The sequence below is a fragment of the Bacillus cereus group sp. BfR-BA-01382 genome (assembly GCF_022663475.1).
Classification (GTDB): domain Bacteria; phylum Bacillota; class Bacilli; order Bacillales; family Bacillaceae_G; genus Bacillus_A; species Bacillus_A thuringiensis_S.
Map to the genome: position 1 here is coordinate 51,165 of NZ_JAKUFQ010000015.1, position 22,940 is coordinate 74,104.

The following is a 22,940-nucleotide window of genomic DNA, read 5'->3' on the forward strand; positions in this document are numbered from 1 at the left end:
AACGTCATAAGAGGACTCTACATCCCACATTTAAATTTACATAATAAAACAGACTCTCCCAATACATACTTCTATTTTAGGGACAGCCTGTTCTCTGTTAAACTTTAAATCTGTCAATTAGTCCTTGTAACTCTTCAGCCATTTGAGATAACGTGCCCGCTGCGGATCCAATTTCCTCCATCGAAGCTAGCTGTTCTTCAGCTGAAGCCGCAACATTTTGTGTGCTTGTTGCATTATTTTGTGCTGTCATTGCAATTTGTCCTACCGAAATAGATACTTCATTTGCCCCTTTTGACATTCCATTAGCCGTTTCAACCATCGTCTTAATTTGATTAGCTATTTCATTTGTAGATTGTAAAATTTCAGCAAAGTTTTGCTTCGTTTCATTTGCGATAACAAGTCCAGATTGAACTTCCTCATTTACATGATTCATAGATTTGACTGTCTTACCCATATCATCTTGTATTTCACATATTAATTTACTAATTTCACTAGAAGATACGCTAGACTGCTCTGCCAATTTACGTACTTCATCTGCAACAATCGCAAAACCTCTTCCATGCTCACCGGCTCTTGCAGCTTCAATCGCCGCATTTAGAGCTAGAAGGTTTGTTTGATCTGCAATATTTTGAATTACTTCTAAAATATCACCAATTTGTTTTGATTTATTATTTAGTAATTGTATAACTGCATCTGATTGTGACACAGATTCTGCAATAGACTGCATCTGGTTTACTGTTCTTCCTACTAGTTTCCCACCATCTTCTGCTTTTTCACGAGTATGTGCGGAAGCCGTATTAATAGATGATGAACTATTTGCTACATGCTGAATTCCTTCCGTTACATCAAATAGCAACATAGCACCATTTTCTACGCTTGTTGTTTGCGTCGTTGCCCCACTTGATATTTCATCCATTGCGATTGTGATTTGCTCAGTCGCTTCACTTGCTTGCCTTACACTTGCAGTTAGCTCTTCTGATGCCGCTGCAACATGCCCAGCTGAATCGTTAATTCTTCCGATTAACGTCCGTAACGAATTCGTCATCTCATTAAAGCCTTTAGCAAGTTGGCCGATTTCATCATTAGAATGAATTTCAATTGTTTGCGTTAAATCCCCTTCACTTATTTCTTTAGAGGTAACAACTAATCTCTTTAAAGGCTTCGTAATTGAAAGTGTTACAAAATAAATAAGTGCTCCACCTATTACTAATGAGATAAGCATAACAATTAACATATTATAAAATACAGGTTGAGCAGCTTCAATTACTTCACTTGAGTACATAGTCCCACCAATTTTCCAACCTGTTTTTACATTTGTAGCAAATACCATATTCTTTTCACTACCACCATAAGAATATGAAAAAGCACCGTGATTATCTTCATAAATTTTCTTTGCCCAAGAATCAGCCGCTTTTTCTCCTGATTTTTCTTGTGGATGAGCAATTATTTTTTGCTTTCCATCTAAAATGAAGGCATATCCTTTTTTACCAATATTAATTAACTTTGATGTTTTTAATAAATTATCTAAACTTAAATCTAGCGCAACAACCCCATTTTTATCTTCTGTTTGTTTTGCGATTGTTACGACAATATGTCCATTTCCTTTTGCCTTATACGGCTCAGTAACAACAATACCACCTTGTTTTGCCACTGCATCTTTATACCAAGGTCGTGCTGTTGGATCATAATCTGCTGCCATTTGTATATTTGGTTCTTGCACAAATTTTTTATCATTTCCGGCAACATATACTTGTTCAACATCTTTATTTAAATTTATATATTGAGATAATATTTTTCTTAATTCATCCTGATTATCTCCTTGATACATATTCCCCTGAATCACCCGTGCAAAATTATTCACATCATTAAATTTTGCATCAATCATTTGATTGATTAAATTATCCAGTATTTTTATATTGTCGTTGGCACTACTCTTAATTTGTGATTCAAAATTCTTTTTGGCTGTTTGATAAGACATGCCTCCGATAATAGACACAGCCGCAATTAAAATTACAAAGAATGAAATTAATAGCTTTTTTGCTACTTTCATATCACGAAAAAAATTTAATAGTTTACCCATTATGAACCTCCTAATTTTCAAATTTAAAAGTTAAATTGAGTTAATTATTAATATTTCCCAATCCCTAATTATTATTTTCATAACCTATTATGATGAATACTTTGTAAAGTTTAAACAATTAATTTCTCTTTGTCTATATATATAAATAATATTATTATAAAATTTACAAATAGAAAAAACCAAAGGGCACCCTTTGGTTTTTACATTTTTTTATGTTGTTTAGAAAGCTTTTTCCACTTATCACGCTCTGCTCTGGCAAGGATTGCATCTTGTTTTCTCATAAAATACGCCAGTTCTCTTTGTAATTTTTTATAGCTTTTCAAACGATCTATCGTAATAAGTCCGTTATCAATTGCACTATGCACCGCGCATCCTGGTTCATTCTCATGCTTACAATCACGAAAACGGCATGTTGTCGCGAGTTTTTCAATATCAGAGAATGTTGTTTGAATCGCTTCGCTTCCTTCCCAAAGTTGCAATTCCCTCATGCCGGGAGTATCAATAACTAAACTACCACTCGGTAATCGGAACAATTCACGATGAGTTGTCGTATGTCTTCCTTTACTATCTTCCTCACGAATATCTCCCGTTTTTGCTACTTCAATTCCTATAAGTGCATTTAACAAAGTGGATTTCCCAACACCGGATGATCCGACTAAAGCAATTGTTTTCCCTGAAGAAACAAATTGCTGCAACGATTCAATACCAGTATGCTCTAAACTATCAACGACGAAGATTGGAACACCAATTGCCACAGCTTCCGTTTCAACAATTTTCTGTTCCATGTCCTCACATAAACTACTCTTTGTTAAAACAATTACAGGCATTGCACCGCTTTCATACGCTAAAAGTAAATAACGTTCCATTCTTCTTACATTAAAATCATGGTTAAGTGCATTCACTAAAAATAGATAATCTACATTCGCTGCTATTACTTGTTCTTCCGTTCGAGTACCAGCCTCTTGTCTAGAAAAAGAGCTTCTTCTCGGAAAAATACTATGAATGATAGCTTTCTTTTCATTCTCTATTTTCTTTATATACACCCAATCACCAACAGCTGGATAATCTCCCTTCGTTACTGCTTCATGCCGAAACTTCCCAGACAGTTCTGCCATATATTCACCATCGTTACAAATAATGCGATATATATGCTTATGCTCAAGTAAAATACGACCTACTTCAAATTTCTCTACAGCTTGTTCCTCAAAAAAAGAATCCCAGCCATACGATTCTAAAATATTTTGATTCAAATTGATATCCTCCCTAGTTTTAGCTAAGTGGAAGGATAGTGCGCTCACTTATATCGTTTCGCCCTTTCCATCCACCTTTGTATTTGGTTTATTATTCATATAAGTTATTTTCGCCATAACACATCACCCCGTTCTTATTTTAATTACTCTCATTATATGGAATTCTCCTATAAAAAGCTACATCATTTAACGTAATTTTCAAATAACTTGTTTTTGAGCATTCTAATTTGTCCTCGGTGACTAATTTCATCTTCTAGCACATGAAACCAAAGATAGTGCTGGTTATATACTACACCGTTAGGCCACTTTCTTTCTGACATGAGCCACTTATCACCTTGTTCACTTAAATACTTCAGAGATTCTTCTCGAACACTTTGTAGAAGTTGTACATAATACTGTATTTCATGACCACGGATCGCTCTATCCGCTTCCCCTAAATACAGTGCATCTTCCCATATTTCTAATTCTTCTTTTGTAAAGTCACGATCTTGAAATGAAATAAGCTGATGAACTTTTTCAATAGCTGCTATATGTTTTAATAAGGCACCAATTGAATTCCCGCTACTCTGCATAATTAAATCTAATTGCTCAACTGATAAATTTCTTACTTCGCCTAATGTTACAGCTCTCGTATGCTCAAGCATGCTTACTAATTCCCCTATTTTTTTTTGTATAACCATCTACACTTCTTATTCGATAATCTATATTCATATCACGCACCCCTTTCTGCATTCATATTATTGTAAAAATGATTCATATAATAGACTGAAATATATCTGAATTTTCCGTTATAATTAAATTGAATACAAAATATACCCAAACAAACTTTCTCAATATGCTTATATGAAATATTAAAAGGAATCAATATAAAATAATCGAATCTTATTCACTAAAAGGAGTGGATTCGATGGAAATGTATCAATGGCTAACCGCTGTTCTCGTTGGTGGCATTACTGGCTTCGTTTCCCATCTAATCAATAACCAAGGTAAGTTATTGCTTCCACGCCGTTTGAAAACATTTTTTCATTTTGGATTTTTAACTGATATTTTTACGGGTAGCCTAGCCGCACTTCTCGGACTCGTTTTATTCGATGTCACCGCAATAAAAGAAATTATAAAAGTATCCATTGTAACTGCTATTTCCGGTCAAACTTTCTTACTACATCAAGCTCTTGGTGGCGAACAGGCTAAAAATACGCAAATTGGGAAAGCTGATGAGAAGATTCAAGAAATTGACAAATTATTGCGACGTTAGTGTATACTTTCTTTTAAAATTATTGTTATAATGAGAAATAAATATTTTCTATTGCGTCGTTTGTCAGGAGAAAGGGTGTTTCGTATGACAAAAAAGAAAATAGAAGATTTCTTAACAAACTCCGAAAAAGAGGAACTGCTAGAAAACTATAAATGTTTACGAGAAGCCCGCACAAAAAGCGAAGCTAACTATTTTGGTGAAGCAGTGAACCATCTATTAAATAAAGCAAAACAACGAATTATTAAAGATGCAGGTATACATGATGAAAATGCAGCAACTGTTCAATCAAAAAGAAAAGCACTGTTTTAGTTACATTAGCTAAAACAGTGCTTTTTGTTACAATATTTTTCACATTACTTTCACATCTATTTCACAAATATAAGTACTTCTATATGTTAAACTAGGTATATCCTTTTCCGAGGAGCTATATGCCGATATATAAATCCCTATCACCATAGGGATTTTTTATTTTCCCATAATTTTATTACAATTCTTTTTCAATAATATAGCTGAACAACGAATTATTAAAGATGCAGGTATACATAATGAAAATGCAGCAACTATGCAATCAAAAAGAAAAGTACCTTTTAGACTTAACCCAAAAAGTGCTTTTTGATTTACTAAAACTTTATGATGCAATTCCTTTTTCATTATCTTTATTAATGTTTTCACTTTTTCTAAACAGAAATAAAGCTAAAACATATAATAACGCAGTAAAGCTACCTACTAATATAAAATTATGAGATGTTGCAAATAACATTCCTGCTATTGCCGCACCAATCATTTGGCCAATATACATCGAGGCATTTGCAAGAGCAGCACCTGTTCCTCTTGCTATAGTAGACATGTTTTGTAAGTGTCCCATCATTAATACAAACAAAATTCCTGTCACAAAAAATAAAACAAAGAAAAATAATTCAACAAATATAATACTCTTTAAATAAGGGAGTATTATATATAACACTGCTGTAAATACAATTCCACCATAGAAAGAAAAATTGTAACCAATTTTATTTACGAGTCTAGGGCCCAAAATATTACCAGCTAAATTTCCTAATCCTAGTACAAGCATAGCCGTACCTACTTCATGAACCTGTAACCCAAATTGAACGAAAAGCCATACACCAAAGAATGAAAATGCAGCAAAATTTCCGGTTTGAAAAATAAAGTAGGCAAAATAGGAAAGTGAAACCTTTGAATCTGTAAGTAATTGTTTATAACGCTTTAAGATAGATTTTTTATTTCCACTTATATAAACCGGTTGTATTTCTGGTAATACAACATAAATAAGAATGACAAGTAGTGCTGATAATATACCAATGAAGTAGAATGGCATCGTATAATGTATCGTTGCTAAATAAGCTCCCATTGGCAGCCCTAAAATTTGAGAGATTGATAACCCTGCTGTTGCAACCCCAATTGCTTTCACAATTTGCTTTTTCTCTATAAGGAGCGGAATGGATGCCCACACTTGTGGAGATACAAAAGCTGCACTTACACCTGCTAAAAATCTAAATGTTAGCATCCATAAAAAACTCGGTGCAATTCCACACAAAAACGTACTTATTGCAAAAAAACTCATACCTAGTACCATCACTTTTTTTCTGTTTAATCCATCTGATATAGGACCAGCAATAAGCGCAAATCCAGCATACCCTAAAGCATACGAACTCACCATCCATCCTGACAACTCGGTTGAAACATGATACACCTGTTGTAATGTCGGCAACAGTGGTGAAATTAAGAAAGTATCTGTACCGATCATAAACATTATCGTGAAAAATACAGCTAGTACTCTATTCATTTAGACCTTCTCCTTATATAAACAGAGGGTACTATCCCTCTGCTTCACTAATCTTCTAAAATAGATTGGATTTCTTTCATGACTCTTTTATTCAATGCAACGTCTACCGCTTTCACACTTTCTCTTATTTGCTCTGCCCGCTTTCCACCAGGTATAACTGTATCAATTCCTTCTTTATTTAATAACCATGCTAACGCTAAATGAGACACTTCAATATCATTTTCTTTAGCTAGCCCTTTTAACTTTTCCACTTTCTTAAAATTACTCTTATATGTATTTTCTTCAAATAGATTTACATTTTGGCGCCAATCGACTTCGTTCAATTTAAAATCTTCTGTATATTTTCCGCCTAATATTCCAAAAGCAAGAGGCCCATATGGAATAAATGAAATACCCGCTTCTATACAATACGGCAACAGTTCTTCCTCAGCCGTACGTTCTAACATATTGTACGGAGATTGTACAACATCTATATGACCATGTTGGTTCGCTTCTTTTAATTGTTCTATGTTTACGTTCGATATTCCAATTGAACGAATTTTCCCTTCTTCTTTTAAACGAGTAAGCTCTCCGATTGAATCTATGTAACTTGTTTCAGAATTTGTAAAATGCAAATAATATAAATCAATATAATCAGTCTGTAACCTTCTTAAGCTATTCTCCACAGCATTTCTTAAATAACTTGGTTCATTGTTAATATAAGTTTCTCCATTTAATAACGGTTGAATTCCACCTTTTGTAGCAAGTATAAGCTTATGGCGTTTTCCCTTTAATACTTCTCCTACCATTTCCTCAGATCTACCGACACCATATGAATCTGCTGTATCAAAAAATGTAATCCCTTGCTGAATAGCTTCTTCTACTAATTGCTTTCCTTCTTCTTCATTCACATCAGCATATAAATTATGTCCCCCTACTGCATTTGTACCTAAACCCAACTTTGAAATATTTAATCCTGCCTTTTGCAATTTTGTATACTTCATTTTTTCTCCCCCTATATTTCTATTGTTCGAATATATTCGAACAATAGAAATATACCACTTTATATGTTATAGTGCAAATATCTCAACTTATACAAGCAGGTGAAATATGCGTACACTCTATCATCCAAATCGAGAAGAAATTCAATTTTCTTCTGTCTTATATGCACTTAGCGATCAAATTCGTTTACAAATTGTAAATATGTTACTAGAGAAAAACGAACAATCTTGTGGCGCTTTAAACATTCCTATTGCGAAATCAACTTTATCTCACCATTTCAAAGTTTTACGTGAGTCAGGTGTTATGTACACGCGCCTTGAAGGAACACAACGTTTCATTTCAATTCGTGAAGAAGATTTAAATGCTAGATTCCCAGGTTTGTTACAAGTTGTATTACATGCGACAGAGCCATATTAAAAAACATCTCATATGAATATGAGATGTTTTTTAATATGGCTATTCTTTTAATAAATCTATTAATCCATTTCCTTCAGATGTACGTTCGTACCCTAAAGGTACAGTTCTTTTAATGAGTTGTGCATATATTTCCGGCTCCGATAACTTTCGACCATATTCTTTCTCACACTGTTTAATGAGCAAGGCGAGCGCTCCAGCAACATGCGGCGTCGCCATGGAAGTTCCACTTAACACAGCATATTTCCCATCTGGATACGTAGATAATATTTCATCACCTGGCGCTACTAGATCAATTTCTTGATTTGAATTACTAAAACATGTAATCTTCCGCTCTAAATTAACAGCACCAACTTCAATTACCTCAGAATAAGCACCTGGGAAATCTAATTCCTCTGTTTCATCATCGCAATCTCCATTATTTCCAGCAGCACATACAACGAGAACATCCTGATTTACCGCATTTTGAATTGCTTCATGTAATTCTGGAACATCTTGCGGACCACCAAGTGACATTGAAATAATTCTCACTTTCTCTTGATTCGGCCCTCTCCAATTTACAGCATAATGAATTGCCTCAATAATTTGCTCATAACTTCCAGAACCATCTCCCGCTAAAACTTTTAATACTAACATTTTAGCAAGTGGTGCAACTCCTAATACACCGACACCATTTTCAGTCGCGGCAATCGTGCCCGCTACATGAGTACCATGTCCGTTATTATCAAGATACACATTTGGATCAGCTTCATAATCTTTTGTGAAATTTCTTCCGCCGATAATACGATCCTTTAAATCTATATGATTGGTATCACACCCTGTATCTAATACGGCAACGACTACATCTTGCCCCTTCACACTCTTTTCCCATACTTGTGGAGCGTGAATCAGTTGTACACCTGGTGGAATTTCATTTACTTGCTCTACCACCTTATTTACGGTAAACGGAATCAATTGTATACCTTTTTGCTTATTCACTGTACTACTCATCGTAATCCCTCCTGAAAATGTATTATTTTCATTTCAGACCACTTTTGAATACTTGTAAATGTAACATTCGTTTTATTCTTTTTGTTTTCCTTCTTTTCAAATATTTCTCAACATCATTAACTAACTCTATACTACTTTTTTATTTCCCCTATGATTTGTAGGAAGTAACAGCCCGTGTCGTTCAACTAATAACCAAAATAAGAGGACCAATTAATGGTCCTCTTACAGTCTTTTAAAAAAATGATATGTAATTTGAAAAATAATATAAATTAAGACTAAACCTCACTCTTGTTTAAAAACTTTTCTATTTCTTTTACTAAATATTCCGCTCCCTCTATCCCAACAGTAATATTTCCATTTGCTAATGATATGTTCTGTTCTGAAACATCACCTGTGATTTGGCAAGCATTGTAAGGTTGATATTTTTGCAAAATGATTTTATCTGCTTCTACAAAAATTTCAAGCGGTGATTTGATTTGTATTCCCAATACATCGCGTAATTCTTTAGGGATAACAATTCGTCCTAATTCGTCTACTTTTCGAATAACTCCTGTTGCTTTCATAGTTCTCCCCCCTTACTCTCTATTAATTTTTCCACCTCGCTTTTTCCATTTTATCACTTTTTGACAATACTTGCCTCTTTTTAGAAAATTTTGTACTCGAGTTAAAAAAACACATTTAATGCATACGTAATCTCTCTTTCAATTGTTTTACATAACGGGATCTTATAAGTAAGAAGTATACAACTTGAATACCTATGAAAATACTTAATACAACTGTATTTTCTTTAAACAATGAGTACTCAAACATTTGCCCTAACGCCGTTAAGGCTACTGCCCCATGTAATGTTGCAACACCAATTGGAACGAAGAATAAAAGCGCCAATCGAATTGTAACTACCTTCGATAATTCCCCACTCGTCAATCCAACTTTTCGAATCATTTCGAACAAGCGAACATCATCCTCCAAATCGGAGAATAAACGGAAGTAAAGGAAACTTCCTGCGCAAACGAAAAATACTATACCAATAAAGAAACCTACAAATAAAATCGGTCCTGCAATTTGTAAACTTTGGTTTTGTTCGTACTCTTCCGCACTAAACGTTGAATGTTCTTGATGCGGTTTAATTTGATGCGTAAGCTCTTTACCAATTTCAATCTCATCTTTCATTCTTTCAGTTTTATACATATAATCTTTTGTCTCTATAAATCCATCTTGTAATGAATCATATTGATTATTAGAGATTACATAAACATTTCCTCTTAATATTTTCCCCAATGAAGATGAAGTAACTTTTTTCACCTTTAAATGTTCATTCATATTGGGTAAAGTAATTTCTTTTCTTTCTTTCATCGCCGGCCCTGGTATATTAGCTGACAAAAATACAACCTCTTTATTTGCTACAGTATTAAATGGTTCTCCTGTTAACTTTGCATATTCCTTATAGTCTGATTCTTTTATAAAAGTGGCGCTTCTTAACGACTGTTCCTCCGTTTTCTTTGTCGAAATATTAGTTTTTGAAGCTGCTATATTATGTTTCTTTAATCCTTTGTCAATCATTTGTATATGTTGTGATTCGTTACTATTCCCTTGCTTAGAATGGTAATGAAACGCAATTGGTCTCTCCATTATCTCTTTCGTCATGGATGCGAAGCCAACTAATGTCCCTATTGCTGAAAATGCTACAGTAGAAATAATGGTTACAATAAAGAACATTCTTGCGTTATCTCTCATGCGATACGCTAAATCTGATAACGTAATAATATTAGTCTGTGTCCAATAGAAACGTTTACTTTTTTTACATAATCGAATAATAAAGACACTCAGCTGCTTGTACAACAAATACGTCCCAATAGTAACTACCGTTGTAACAGGAATCATCATAATAAATACCATTGCGCCATGCGATAGAAGAGCTCCTATATAGCCAGCACTAAGCAACACTACTGCTAATATTGAAGAAATGATTGATGCTTTCGGTTCCGGTTTTGCCTCTGCTGATCCTCTAAACAACTTCATAATTTTATTTTTACGAATCATTCCTGCACTAAACAATGATATGATCATAAATAATATGAAAAACATAATACTCGTTACAACAATTGCTTTCATCGGTATGTAATAGGATAAGGAGATATCTAGTTTTAATATCATCGGGGCGGCAAATATTAATACCCCTGAAAATAACATACCTGAAAGAATACCAAAAATAATTGCCCCTATTCCAATCATAATATTTTCAAAAAAGATAAGACGCTTTAATTGATATTTCGTCATACCTAGCATCATTAAAATTCCTAGCTCACGCTTTCTCGTTTTTAAAAACATTCCCATCGAATATAAAATAAAGAAGAATGTAAATAAGTAAATAATAGACTGTGCAAAAGACATACTTACGAATACGTACTGCCCCAATTCTCCTGCACTTAATGCCGGATGAAACGCAAAAAATGAATACACAAAAAAGGCCATAATTGCAAATGCACTACTTAAAAAATAGGCTGAGTATGTCCGTCTATTTCGCGTTACATTCCGATATGCGAGTTCTCTAATGTTCATATTACTTCTCCGCCCTTCTTTCTACTAACTATGTTTTTATATTAGTAAAGTACGGAAATACCTTCCATCGATTCAAATGACAAAAACCTTACATTTTTGAAAGGTTTAAAAAAATTGATTATGCGTAGTACTTTATTTATAATGACTACATTCATATTCATACACACATCCTATTGTATATTCGTTAGTTTTGCGAAATAATAAAGGATAGAAGTATGTACCAATATAATACATAATTTTTTTTACCGCTTTAATATGAATAGGAGGAAAATATAATGACATTACAAGAACAGATTATGAAAGCATTACATGTTCAGCCTGTAATTGATCCAAAAGTTGAAATTCGTAAACGAGTTGATTTCTTAAAAGATTATGTAAAAAAAACAGGTGCAAAAGGATTTGTACTTGGGATTAGCGGCGGCCAAGACTCTACATTAGCAGGACGCTTAGCACAACTTGCAGTTGAAGAAATTCGTAACGAAGGTGGTAACGCAACGTTTATCGCTGTACGTCTTCCTTATAAAGTACAAAAGGATGAAGATGACGCACAATTAGCGTTACAATTTATTCAAGCTGATCAATCAACTGCATTTGATATCGCTTCAACCGTTGATGCTTTTTCAAATCAATACGAGAACTTATTAGGTGAATCATTAACTGATTTCAATAAAGGTAACGTGAAAGCTCGTATCCGTATGGTTACACAATATGCAATTGGTGGACAAAAAGGGCTACTTGTTATCGGAACAGATCACGCTGCAGAAGCTGTAACAGGGTTCTTTACAAAATTCGGAGATGGTGGTGCAGATTTATTACCATTAACGGGATTAACGAAGCGCCAGGGACGTGCATTATTACAAGAGTTAGGTGCAGACGAGCGACTGTACTTAAAAATGCCAACAGCTGATTTATTAGATGAAAAACCGGGTCAAGCTGATGAAACAGAGTTAGGTATTACTTATGATCAATTAGATGATTATTTAGAAGGTAAAGCAGTTCCAGCTGACGTTGCAGAGAAAATTGAAAAACGTTACACAGTAAGTGAGCATAAAAGACAAGTACCAGCGTCAATGTTTGATGATTGGTGGAAATAGAACATAAAAAAAGAAGCTAATCTTTTAGCTTCTTTTTTTATGTTAGCGATATACCCCTACTCTTTTCTCCAATAAATCTTGCAAGCAATCTTCATGTTGTTTACAAAATAACGGTGGCATGTCGTCTAACGGGAAAAACTTCAAATCTAACGTTTCATCACCATCTACTTTTTTGTCGCCTCCAACTATTGAGCATGAAAAACACATCACAATTGACTGTGCCTTATCTCCATTTGGATATGATTGAAAATATTTTGTATACACTCCAATAAGCTCATTTATTTCTACATCATACCCGGTTTCTTCTTTTATTTCTCGAATCGCAGTTTCCGCAGCCGATTCTCCTATCTCCATTGCGCCACCTGGAAATCCCCAAGCGTTAAAGTCTCCTCTTTTTTGCAATAATACTTCTCCCTCTTTATTAAATACACAACCACCGGCAAAATTTAAGAAAACATAATCATGCCCTACTTTTTCACGTAATTCTTTTATATAGTTGGCCATTCTCTTTCCCCTTTTCATACTTCTATCACTATTTCTTATCTTTTTCAAGCAACTCAATAATTCGATCTAGCTTCTGGTTCATATTAATTACATAGTGTTTCTTTGCAGCGCTGCTTTGTAATACTCTTCTAATAAACAAAGTAAATGATATGAAAAACAAAACGATAAGTCTGATTACTAAACAAGTATATATCAATGTAAATATATTACTTTCGAACAAGTTCATTCAGCATTCACATCTTCTCCTTTTTATTTTATCACATAATTAACAATTTTTAAAATTAAACAACAAATATAAAAAGAGCATCTTTTACAGATGCTCTTTCTCATTACTTAATACGTAAATGTAATTGTCGCTAATGAATAACCGGCCATTGCACTATATGGTGCTACTTGATAAGACACACGCTTTGCACCTTTTGGCCAATTTATTTCATTTAATACTTTCTTTATATCTTGCATCGCTCCATCCATGGACTGCTTATATCGTACTTCTACTTTTTCTGGTTTGGCTGCAAACTGTTGCTGTAACTTTTTCTTAAATTCATTATAATTTTCTGCTCCGTATTCCGCAGATAAGTATTGTAAATTTGTTTCTTTTAACATTTGCTCATATACGACAGTTTTTGAGCTACCAGCTTTTATTTTATTTGTTAATTCACCAAAATAACTTGTAGTTGCTGCTGGATATTTACTACGATCCCAGTCGTGATCTTTACTTAACTGTTCGTCAGACATATTAAAATATGAGTAAGTTACACGCCCTGCTTTATCTGGTACTGGATCATCAAATGTAGTATCTAGGTGATACCATTTGTTTTCAATGTTTACTAAATTCCACGCGTGAGCTTGTCCGTTTCCTGTGCCTGTTACAATATGATTTTGAATACCTGCCTCTTTTAACAACTCATACGTTAATAGTGTATATCCTTGGCAAACGGCAGAACGATTCGCTAATGCTTCATATGCCGTATACGCTTGATAAGACGTATCATAAGACACATGCTTAACAACGTAATCGTGAATAGCTTTTACTTTCTCATGCTCATCCATCCCTGGTTTTACAATTGATCCAACAATTGCTTTCGCCTGAGCTTTTACATATTGAGTTTGTTCTTTTGATTCACGGTATTTTACTTGCAGTGTAAACGTATAGTCCCCTGGCATTCCTTTAATAGAATATCTAGTAGACGCTACATTATATTTTACATACTCATCAGCATCTACAATTTTATTAAACTCACCATACAATTGATCCATAATATTTCTAGCATTTCTATCTTTTGTTTTATATGTGATTGTAATATTTTCTTCTCGATTATCAATCTGTTTTTTTAATTCTTTTCTGAAATCATCTAATAACTTTACATCTGATTGTGCTGTCACTGTAGTCGGATTTGTAGCTGCATAAGATACAGATGACGCTTGTAAGCCTCCCATTACTATAGTTGAACAAAGTGCGGCAGCTGTCACATACTTACTTGTCTTTCCCATCTTGTCACTCCTTATATTCTATAACTATACGAAAAAGTATCGTATAGTTTCAGAGTATACAATACTTTTTCGTATAGTTCATATGAGATTATGCATATTAACTAATTCACATAAAAAGGTTGTTCTTTTAAAAAGAACAACCTTTTTTCATTAGCAAGTTTGTAATACGCAGCATGTATTTTCAAAACGTCGATTTTTCAAATCTTCATTACTAATGCAGAAATATAGCATTCCTAGTTCTCCCCAAACCATATTACAATTTTTATGATCTGAATCAATTTGGAATAAAAGAGTCATTTGCTGCGGGTCTACTCCCATATATTCTCCTGTCTCATATAACACTTCTTCTTGTACAGAGAATGGCTCACCAAACATTTGATGGTTATCGTAGTTATCCGGAATTAGCTCTTCAAGTAATTGCAAGAAATGATCTGAATCAGCCTCATCTTCAATGAAAAGTTCTGGTAATTTGTATGTCAGTTCAAAAGTAATTGCACACTGGTTATATTTCGCTTGTATTTGATTTTCTCTTCGTAATTGCTCTACAGGAATATCATAATAAAGTACATGCCCAGCTTCTGTTAGGTTCACATTTTCTTCAAAATAATTTTCAATGCAAAAGAAATACAGCATCCCCGTTTTAGGAAGATTGTGATCCATACCAACATTTTGTATATCACTTAAGTTAAATTGCGCGATAAATTGTAGTGGATTTCCTTTATGCTTTGGATATTCAAATAAAGCTGGTAAATCTGGAAATCCCCCCATTTTCGAACTACCTATCGCAACAGTTTCCTGCTGCTTTGGCACAACTTTTATACAAGGAAATATAGTATTAATAAGTTCCTCTTTCAAGTGTGTTAGTTCATATTTATCAATTAATACTTCAATTTTTTTATTCATAAATTCTCCTTACATTTACATACTTATTTGTATCTTAGTACAAAGATTATACTTCATTCTTTACAAAATCAACAAGCCTCCAAAAAACGGGCTTATCCTTCGTACGCGAACAAGTTTAAATAAGCATACTATACATTGTTCCTACAAACACGATAATTCTTTAGTTCTTCCAGTACATTTTCCCCTCGTTCATTTTTAAATATAAGGAGGAATTCCACATGGGTTACGGATATAGTTGCTGTGGTTACGGATACGGTGGTGGCGGCGGTTGTGGTTACGGAGGTTTCGCTTTATTAATCGTTTTATTTATCCTTCTAATCATCATCGGAGCTAGTTGTTGGGGCGGCTTTGTAGGCTGCTAGTAAACTTAAAAACTATTGCAAAAAAAGCACGTACAATACGTGCTTTTTTGCCATTTCCAAATCTTTTATTCGAAAGGAAGTATGTTTAATGAAGATTGATGGTGTTTTTGAAGGAGGCGGTGTGCGCGGTATTGCGCATGTTGGGGCAATTTGCGCGTTAGCCGAAAAAGGTTATGAATGGGAACGTGTAGCTGGTACATCGGCTGGTTCGATTATTGCAGCGCTCCTAGCGGCAGGATATTCTTGTTCAGAGTTAAAAACGATTATAACTGATATTGATTATAATAAATTTATGAAAAGAACTTTTATTGATAGAATTCCTTTTATCGGTAAGGGACTAAGTGCATGGACTACTCTAGGTATATACTCTAATGTATTTATAGAAGAATGGATTGAAGAATTACTTCGGAAAAAAGGTGTTCATTTATTTACTGATTTACCAGATCTAAACAAACTCAAAATCATCGCCTCTGATATTAGTAATGGTAAAATGGTTGTCTTTCCTGACGACTTACCAAACTACGGATTTTTAAATTATCGCTTCTCTATTGCTAAAGCGGTAAGAATGAGTAGTACAATCCCCTTCTTCTTTGAACCCGTAAAATGGAGAACTCCAAAATGGAAGCAGCCTTGTTATATGGTTGATGGAGGAATTCTAAGTAATTATCCAATTTGGATCTTCGATTCACCTACCGCTCCTCGCTGGCCGACTTTCGGATTTCATTTTGTAAAGGATGAAATTCAAGCTGACCCTGCTCGCTATAACGAGCCTATTTCCATGTTCAAAGGACTATTTAAAACAATGATGCAAGCCCATGATTTACGTCATTTAGATAAGGAATCAAAAGCAAGAACCATTACAATTCCAACAGGAACGATTACAAGTACTAATTTTGAACTGACAAAGGAAGAAAAAGAATGGCTTTACAATTCTGGTTATAACTCTGCTAATAAATTTTTACAAGCTTGGAACTTTAGGCAATATATTGATGAATATAGAAAAGGGAATCAAGACCGAAAGACAAATCGATTTTTCCGTCAACTTGACTCATAATATTATTACTTTGCATATAAATACGAGAACGTTTAACAACCTAATAGTAAATAAGCCTAGTAATTTCTTATATTACTAGGCTTATTTACTTCCTATATAATCTCGTACATTGTTTAAGGATACGTTAACCCTTCGGCTTCTTCTGCAGTAATAACTATGTAACGATTTCCCGTTCTTAATCCTAACAGTTCTGCTTTTTCAATCGCCTCTTGCTTCGTCTCCGCATAAGCAGCTAAGTATTTATGTCCACCAATCATTTGGCAAATTACATATTGTTTCATGACTTTCTCCTCTTACTTTTTCATTAGTTGTGCAAGTTTTTTTATACCTATTTCAATTTCTTCTAACGTTGCATATGAATATGATAGGCGCAAAAATTGATTTGCACTTCTATCATACAAAGTACCTGGGTTTAATAAAACCTTTTCTCGCAGAGCTTTATCAAATAAACTACGATATGAAATGGGTACTTTTATATGTACCCATATATAAAACCCACCTGTTGGTTCATGCCAAGTTGCTATTTCACGAAGATATTTATCTAACATTAGTAACATAAAATCTCTTCGTTTTTTCAATTCACTTCTTACAAATCGTAAATGCTCATCATATAGACCATTTGTAAACCACTCTGCTGCAATTTGCTGGGATATAGAGCTTGAACCATAATCTGTTTGCATTTTTATGTCTGACAATCTTTGAATTACTGGCTCGGGTCCAACAATCCATCCAATTCTTAAACCTGGACTAATTACTTTGGACATGCTTCCAATATGTAATACGATTCCATTTTTATCATAGGCTTTTAAAGGTTTTGAACAAGGTGCATCAAACCATAAGTCTTGATACACTGCGTCCTCTATAATAGGTAATCCAATTTCATTACATACTTCCATTATTTCTTTTCGCCTCTTAGTATCCATACTAAAATTCGTCGGATTATGAAAAGACGGAATTGTATATAAAATAGAGGCATTAAATTGCTTCTTATATTTCTCAATAAATAATGGATGTAAGCCACTCTCATCCATTGGGATTCCAATTAAACGTATTCCTGCTGATTGAAAAACATTAAGTGAATATAAATAAGATGGTTTCTCTAATAAGATTGATGCCCCTTTCGAAAGAAGCCCCATAGAAATAAGTTGCAGCGCTTGAATTGCTCCCGAAACAATTAATATAGAGTCAGGAGATACATATACACCATGCCCCTTTAAGTATTCGGAAATCTTTTCCCTTAAATAAAGATTTCCTTTCGGCTCTTCATACCCAAGCGTCACATTTGACTTTAAAAGCTTATTCATAATTTCTTTCATCTTTGTCTCAGGTAAGAGACTCGGCGCGAGCTCACCTGTTCCTAACCGAATTACATGTGGATAAAATTCAGCTTGATTAATCTCTTGAATAGCTGGGAGATTCGGATAATGAACTCCTGTTTCTACATAAGACTGCCAATTAGGCGGGGGTGCGTAAGTTGAAGCATTCTCATTATTATTTACAACAATTGTTCCTTTCCTGCCATTCCCTTCAATATATCCCTTCGCAACTAGTTCATCGAAAGCCATTACAATTGTGCTTCGATTCACACCAAATGTATGGGCCAAATCTCTTTGTGAAGGTAATTTTGTTCCAACGGTCCATTCTCCATTAACGATCCTTTCTTTTATATACGTTTCTATTTGTTTATACAGCGGCGTCGCTAGAGACATATTCGGTTTCCAAACGAATCTTTCCATCATATCACCTTATATTCTTTTTGGTTGGTAACCTCCCCAACCATATGGATGGATACAAATTTTCATTTCTTCTATACAATATACACTATCATAATGAATTAAAATAGGAGGTAATATGATGAGTGAAGCAATTATTCATGGTATCATTCTTGCATTTGGACTTATCATTCCATTAGGTGTACAAAATGTTTTTGTCTTTAACCAAGGTGCAAGCCAACCAAACATTTGGAGGGCAGCCCCTGTAGTATTAACTGCCTCTATATGTGATACGTTACTCATATTGATTGCGGTGCAAGGTGTCTCCCTTGTACTCCTTACTTTTTCTTGGCTAACTAACTCGTTATATATAATTGGATTTTTCTTTCTCCTATATATGGGCTTTGTTATTTGGAGAAGTAACCCTTCCAACGATGTAAAACAAGAAAAAAGTATGCCCTTAAAAAAGCAAATCCTTTTCGCAGCATCAGTCTCATTATTAAATCCACATGCAATTTTAGACACAATCGGTGTAATTGGAACAAATTCTATTCAATACATAGGAAGTGAAAAATGGGCTTTCACACTTGCAACTATTATCGTTTCTTGGATTTGGTTTATAAGCTTAGCTTTAGCGGGGAAATTTCTAAAAAGACTAGACTCAACCGGAAAGGCAATCTTATTATTAAATAAATTTTCTGGTCTCATCATATGGGGTGTCGCGCTTTATATGTTAAAACAAGTTATTTATTCTTAATGAACGTAAGAGAATTGCATGTTACTGAAAACATCATGCAATTCTCTTATAAATTATGAAGTAGGTTCCGGTTTCTGTTTTACCGTCTTTTCATCTTTTGCTGGTTTAATCCAAATGATTGCTATAACAGCACCAATGGCAGCAAAAATACTTGTCAAATAAAACACTTCATGGTCCGCCCCTTTCATAAAAAAAGAATATAAAGGTGGTCCAGCTGCTACACCGATAAATCGCATTGAACTATAAAATGACGTAACCGTTCCCCTTTGCTCCTTTTCAATTCCTTGTGTAATGAGGGCATCTAAACATGGGAGTGCCATACCAATTCCTATCCCCATAATAACAAGACAAAGAAGTAGTAAATAAATCCCTTTTATAAATAAAGGAATGATGACTGATGCAGCTGCCATTAAAAAACCAATATAAATACACTTCTTCATAACATTTTGATTATCTCCAATTTTTTTACCGGCCATATATGAACTAAGTGACAGTACAAGTAACGGGATAGCAAGCACACACCCTTTCCATATACCATGAATGTCATACTTTGATTCCAGTATAGTCGACAAATAAAAGAGAATTCCGAATAAAATAAGCATAATAATTGCACCTAATGCAAAAATGGCAATTAACCATCTTCCCTTTTCTCGAAACGTAGAGATAATAGATTGAATAAACTCTTTTAGTGGTGGTACTTCCCCTTCTTGTTTTTTTGCCTTTACTAATACCAGCAATAAAACAATTGATACGACACATAAAACTGGAATCGCCCAAAATGGTAAGAACCATACAATGGCAGCAAGAGCAGATCCTAAAATAGGGCTCAGCACTTTTCCAAATGTATTGGATGTCTCAATGATTCCCAAACCTGTACTAACTTGTTTTTCATCTTTGTATAAATCACCAACACACGGTATAACAACCGGCATTGCACCAGCAGCACCAATACCTTGAATCGCTCTACCCATTAGTATCCAAATGTAGGGATTATCAACTTTCCAAGATACCCAACCAGTTATCGCTCCTCCTATAGCCGCAATCAGCAAACTCGGAACCATTACCATCTTTCGTCCCCATCTATCTGATAAATAACCAGCAATCGGTATAAGTAAAATGGCTACGATAGAGTAAATTGTAATAATCATGGATACTTGAAACGATGAAATATGTAATTTCTTTTCAATTGTCGGCAAGATTGGAATAAGCATTGAATTCCCTAATGTCATGACAAGTGGAACTGATGCAAGCGCAATTAAACAACAGTTTTCTTTTTTTAACATGTTGATTTCGGAACCTTTCATCATATATTTCTTACCATATAATAGCCCTGCTGGAACATAATTTTCATTCCACCAGGGCTATTACATCTTTAATACTTCCCATTCACAACAAAAGAAATTGGGTAAAATATAGTATTACTTCTATTCTTTGAATTCTGTTCGCTATATATCCATACCAATTAATTGAAAAAAAAAGAAAGGAAGAATCCTTCCTTTCTCCTATAACCTTCTACATTTAGCGAGTATATCCGCCACCAAGCTGTTGTTCTGCCATCGCTACTAGGCGTTTTGTGATTTCACCGCCTACAGAACCGTTTGCACGTGAAGAAGTATCAGCTCCCAGTTGTACACCGAACTCTTGTGCAATTTCATACTTCATTTGATCTAAAGCCGCTTGTGCTCCATGTGATGCTAATTGATTAGAATTACGATTTCTAGCCATTACCAATCACCTCCTTATTTATATATAAATTGTGTAAAATTCAAATTAAAATACATGGAAATTTTTGGTTATTATTTCACGATAAAAAAAGAGCCTCTAAACGAGACTCTCACATCATTTCACATTATGAAGTTACTACTTCTAAATTTCTACTTATTAATACTTTCATTTCTTCTTTTAATATCTCCTTTGAGTTATGTCCAAACCATTCTAAGGAAGCAAAAAGATTCGTATCCCTCACTTCCTGAATAATCTCATCATAATTTACAATACCTTCAAATAACGGAACCATACCAATACGACTTCCTGCTGCAGCATATACATTATTAGGTTCAAACACATGCAAATAATTCGCTGAAGATATATTCTTAAAATGGTAATGTAATGTCCACGGCTTTAATTGATGGAAACTGTCTATTGGATCTGCGCCAGACTCCCATATATGAAGAAAATCAAGATTTATTTTTAAATTCGGATGATTTACTTCTTCTAATAGTTCTATAGTAGCAGGCAATGTGTCCGTTAGTGTATTGGGATGTGTTTCTAACAGCACATACATATTGTGCTGAGCAAACACATCACAAATCTTATGTATTCGCTTCACATACTCTTTTCTCTCTTGTTCCGAGAAGTCCTCGCTCCCTTTTTGCCCAGCAAACGTGCGAATTTTATTCGTATTAAACCAATTAGCTAGTACTACAAGTTGTTCACTTTTCTCTATCGTTTTTTCAAAATCTGCTGATAATGATATATCTAAGTAATCACTTATCATCGTAATTTCTAAGTTTTTATCCTTTAGAAAATTCAATTCTCGTTCTGTCGTTTCACGTTCTTGCATGTACAAATTTTGTGCATGCGTCCCCCATAATTCAATTCCTTCAAAACCGTTTTCATATGCAAATTGAACAATGTCAGTAAATGAAATTAATTGATGACGAAATGAAATGGTACATAGCGAATATTTCATAGCATTAAACTCCCCTATCTTAAATTCAGTTAGCTTATTAAAGAGTTACGACAGACTGATTTGTTTTCATACCTTTCCATGATAGAAACTGTCTCTCTAATTCCTTCTTAATTTGCAGTTCAATTGCATTCATTTCATCCAGTTTTTCAATAATCGATACTAGCATACCTTTATTATTCGTCATTGCCATTTTAATTGCACGATACTGTACATTTGTAAATCCTTGTACAATATCCTCTACCCGATCACACCAATAATCAAATTCTTGCTCCGAATATTGCAACGTTTCACGGAAGTATGCAAAGGCATGCTCATAACTATATTTACGAATTGCAAGTACTGGTATTTGTTTTACTGCTGCTACAAGTCCAGAAAGCGTATACCCTTCTTCCTCATTTGCCATTTTTACAATTACATTTTTTAGTTCCATAGTCAGTTCATTGTCGTTCTTTTTGAATGTTTCTGTGAAATAACTAGCTACTGTTTCTTGCGTTGGCTCCCCAATTCTTTCTATATCAATGAAATACCCTCCACCAAATGGGTTATCTTGAACAGAGTGAAGTACTTTTTCTCTTTCCATATTCCCTTCCCAACGAAAATCAGGATCTAGCATGAACCACTCTTCTTCTTTCTCTGTTTTTGATATCATTAAATAATGCGGAAACGGTTTTTGATGAAATTTATTTTCCCTCTCTGGCAATAAAGACATATCAACCATTACAATGATATAACGATTTTCCGGCTTGTTTTCTACTAATTCTAAAAACATTTCTACATTGCTATCTTTATCTTTTGCATGATCATACCATTCGTTTACTTTAATACCGTACAATTTTTCAAACCAAAGTAAATAATGATCATGGTTAATGTTTTCAGAGTGATATGAAATAATTCCGCCTTCTGTTATATCAAAATCTCCATCCCATAGTCCAAAATAAAATGGACGAAAATCAATGTCGCTACGCCTTTTTATAATTTCACAAAAACAACTCACTAAACAGTGCACTTTAATTGAAGTCATACTCTCATCCACTT

General features: G+C 34.2%; 24 protein-coding genes and 1 pseudogene. 7 read left to right on the forward strand and 18 right to left on the reverse strand.

Features of this window, described 5'->3' with window-relative positions; genetic code table 11:
• Window positions 1-97 precede the first annotated feature (97 nt).
• The 3 genes and pseudogenes from MR160_RS09325 to MR160_RS09335 all read right to left on the reverse strand — a co-directional run bounded on the left by MR160_RS09325 (window position 98) and on the right by MR160_RS09335 (window position 4,041).
• Window positions 98-2,080 (reverse strand): HAMP domain-containing methyl-accepting chemotaxis protein, encoded by a 1,983-nt coding sequence (locus MR160_RS09325; protein WP_242297247.1) that lies wholly within the window; start codon window positions 2,078-2,080, stop codon window positions 98-100.
• 200 nt (window positions 2,081-2,280) lie between these two features.
• Window positions 2,281-3,330 carry a ribosome small subunit-dependent GTPase A gene (gene rsgA / locus MR160_RS09330; protein ID WP_001073084.1) on the reverse strand — a complete coding sequence of 350 codons (1,050 nt, stop codon included), beginning with the start codon at window positions 3,328-3,330 and terminating at the stop codon, window positions 2,281-2,283.
• Between the two features lie 182 nt (window positions 3,331-3,512).
• A pseudogene (locus MR160_RS09335) lies at window positions 3,513-4,041 on the reverse strand (DinB family protein).
• A 196-nt stretch (window positions 4,042-4,237) separates the two neighbouring features.
• Here MR160_RS09335 and MR160_RS09340 point away from each other — a divergent pair.
• Complete coding sequence (locus MR160_RS09340) at window positions 4,238-4,585, forward strand: DUF4257 domain-containing protein (protein WP_000426317.1); 348 nt, start codon at window positions 4,238-4,240, stop codon at window positions 4,583-4,585.
• Between the two features lie 84 nt (window positions 4,586-4,669).
• The gene (locus MR160_RS09345; RefSeq protein ID WP_000162602.1) at window positions 4,670-4,894 is read left to right on the forward strand and encodes a hypothetical protein; all 225 of its coding nucleotides are present in this window, start codon (window positions 4,670-4,672) and stop codon (window positions 4,892-4,894) included.
• Window positions 4,895-5,213: 319 nt separating this feature from the next.
• On the opposite strand, the gene MR160_RS09350 is transcribed toward MR160_RS09345, so the two are convergent.
• Window positions 5,214-6,389, reverse strand: coding sequence for an MFS transporter (locus tag MR160_RS09350; RefSeq protein WP_001082499.1), 1,176 nt, complete (start codon window positions 6,387-6,389; stop codon window positions 5,214-5,216).
• A 47-nt stretch (window positions 6,390-6,436) separates the two neighbouring features.
• The gene (locus MR160_RS09355) at window positions 6,437-7,372 is read right to left on the reverse strand and encodes an aldo/keto reductase (protein WP_000877950.1); all 936 of its coding nucleotides are present in this window, start codon (window positions 7,370-7,372) and stop codon (window positions 6,437-6,439) included.
• A gap of 106 nt (window positions 7,373-7,478) precedes the next feature.
• Between MR160_RS09355 and MR160_RS09360 the strand changes: the two genes are divergently transcribed.
• Window positions 7,479-7,787 (forward strand): ArsR/SmtB family transcription factor, encoded by a 309-nt coding sequence (locus MR160_RS09360; protein ID WP_001259903.1) that lies wholly within the window; start codon window positions 7,479-7,481, stop codon window positions 7,785-7,787.
• A 39-nt stretch (window positions 7,788-7,826) separates the two neighbouring features.
• On the opposite strand, the gene MR160_RS09365 is transcribed toward MR160_RS09360, so the two are convergent.
• The 3 genes from MR160_RS09365 to MR160_RS09375 all read right to left on the reverse strand — a co-directional run bounded on the left by MR160_RS09365 (window position 7,827) and on the right by MR160_RS09375 (window position 11,333).
• On the reverse strand, window positions 7,827-8,774 hold the full coding sequence (locus tag MR160_RS09365) for a serine protease (protein ID WP_000099758.1): 948 nt from the start codon (window positions 8,772-8,774) through the stop codon (window positions 7,827-7,829).
• 275 nt (window positions 8,775-9,049) lie between these two features.
• Window positions 9,050-9,337 carry an AbrB/MazE/SpoVT family DNA-binding domain-containing protein gene (locus MR160_RS09370; RefSeq protein ID WP_000648324.1) on the reverse strand — a complete coding sequence of 96 codons (288 nt, stop codon included), beginning with the start codon at window positions 9,335-9,337 and terminating at the stop codon, window positions 9,050-9,052.
• Window positions 9,338-9,452: 115 nt separating this feature from the next.
• A complete protein-coding gene (locus MR160_RS09375; RefSeq protein ID WP_017763049.1) occupies window positions 9,453-11,333 on the reverse strand; it encodes an ABC transporter permease in 1,881 nt (626 codons plus the stop codon).
• Window positions 11,334-11,608: 275 nt separating this feature from the next.
• Between MR160_RS09375 and nadE the strand changes: the two genes are divergently transcribed.
• On the forward strand, window positions 11,609-12,427 hold the full coding sequence (gene nadE / locus MR160_RS09380) for an ammonia-dependent NAD(+) synthetase (protein ID WP_000174897.1): 819 nt from the start codon (window positions 11,609-11,611) through the stop codon (window positions 12,425-12,427).
• 42 nt (window positions 12,428-12,469) lie between these two features.
• On the opposite strand, the gene MR160_RS09385 is transcribed toward nadE, so the two are convergent.
• From MR160_RS09385 to MR160_RS09400, 4 genes are all read right to left on the reverse strand, one after another.
• Window positions 12,470-12,931 (reverse strand): NUDIX hydrolase, encoded by a 462-nt coding sequence (locus MR160_RS09385; protein ID WP_000024996.1) that lies wholly within the window; start codon window positions 12,929-12,931, stop codon window positions 12,470-12,472.
• A 28-nt stretch (window positions 12,932-12,959) separates the two neighbouring features.
• Window positions 12,960-13,157 carry a DUF4083 domain-containing protein gene (locus MR160_RS09390; protein ID WP_014894789.1) on the reverse strand — a complete coding sequence of 66 codons (198 nt, stop codon included), beginning with the start codon at window positions 13,155-13,157 and terminating at the stop codon, window positions 12,960-12,962.
• A gap of 107 nt (window positions 13,158-13,264) precedes the next feature.
• Window positions 13,265-14,425, reverse strand: a complete 1,161-nt coding sequence (locus MR160_RS09395) for a transglutaminase domain-containing protein (RefSeq protein ID WP_000520849.1) — start codon at window positions 14,423-14,425, stop codon at window positions 13,265-13,267.
• A gap of 150 nt (window positions 14,426-14,575) precedes the next feature.
• Entirely contained in the window at window positions 14,576-15,328 is a 753-nt protein-coding gene (locus tag MR160_RS09400; protein WP_001034828.1) for a YwqG family protein, read from the reverse strand.
• Between the two features lie 218 nt (window positions 15,329-15,546).
• On the opposite strand from MR160_RS09400, the gene MR160_RS09405 reads away from it, so the two are divergent.
• Window positions 15,547-15,690, forward strand: a complete 144-nt coding sequence (locus MR160_RS09405; protein ID WP_000540420.1) for a YjcZ family sporulation protein — start codon at window positions 15,547-15,549, stop codon at window positions 15,688-15,690.
• Window positions 15,691-15,778: 88 nt separating this feature from the next.
• The gene (locus MR160_RS09410; protein WP_000686798.1) at window positions 15,779-16,744 is read left to right on the forward strand and encodes a patatin-like phospholipase family protein; all 966 of its coding nucleotides are present in this window, start codon (window positions 15,779-15,781) and stop codon (window positions 16,742-16,744) included.
• A gap of 113 nt (window positions 16,745-16,857) precedes the next feature.
• On the opposite strand, the gene MR160_RS09415 is transcribed toward MR160_RS09410, so the two are convergent.
• On the reverse strand, window positions 16,858-17,025 hold the full coding sequence (locus MR160_RS09415; protein WP_000816388.1) for a DUF3933 family protein: 168 nt from the start codon (window positions 17,023-17,025) through the stop codon (window positions 16,858-16,860).
• 12 nt (window positions 17,026-17,037) lie between these two features.
• On the reverse strand, window positions 17,038-18,480 hold the full coding sequence (locus MR160_RS09420; RefSeq protein WP_002083275.1) for an aminotransferase-like domain-containing protein: 1,443 nt from the start codon (window positions 18,478-18,480) through the stop codon (window positions 17,038-17,040).
• A 118-nt stretch (window positions 18,481-18,598) separates the two neighbouring features.
• On the opposite strand from MR160_RS09420, the gene MR160_RS09425 reads away from it, so the two are divergent.
• The gene (locus MR160_RS09425) at window positions 18,599-19,213 is read left to right on the forward strand and encodes a LysE/ArgO family amino acid transporter (RefSeq protein ID WP_001287302.1); all 615 of its coding nucleotides are present in this window, start codon (window positions 18,599-18,601) and stop codon (window positions 19,211-19,213) included.
• Between the two features lie 53 nt (window positions 19,214-19,266).
• Here MR160_RS09425 and bcbE read toward each other — a convergent pair whose 3' ends face one another.
• The 4 genes from bcbE to MR160_RS09445 form a co-directional block, all read right to left on the reverse strand.
• Window positions 19,267-20,496: a bacillibactin exporter BcbE gene (bcbE, locus tag MR160_RS09430; protein WP_002083274.1), complete on the reverse strand. Its 1,230-nt coding sequence runs from the start codon at window positions 20,494-20,496 to the stop codon at window positions 19,267-19,269.
• Window positions 20,497-20,731: 235 nt separating this feature from the next.
• Complete coding sequence (locus tag MR160_RS09435; RefSeq protein WP_000113545.1) at window positions 20,732-20,938, reverse strand: alpha/beta-type small acid-soluble spore protein; 207 nt, start codon at window positions 20,936-20,938, stop codon at window positions 20,732-20,734.
• Between the two features lie 124 nt (window positions 20,939-21,062).
• Window positions 21,063-21,905, reverse strand: coding sequence for a sugar phosphate isomerase/epimerase family protein (locus MR160_RS09440; RefSeq protein ID WP_000877678.1), 843 nt, complete (start codon window positions 21,903-21,905; stop codon window positions 21,063-21,065).
• 37 nt (window positions 21,906-21,942) lie between these two features.
• Window positions 21,943-22,926: a DUF6005 family protein gene (locus tag MR160_RS09445; protein ID WP_000200700.1), complete on the reverse strand. Its 984-nt coding sequence runs from the start codon at window positions 22,924-22,926 to the stop codon at window positions 21,943-21,945.
• Window positions 22,927-22,940: the final 14 nt, after the last annotated feature.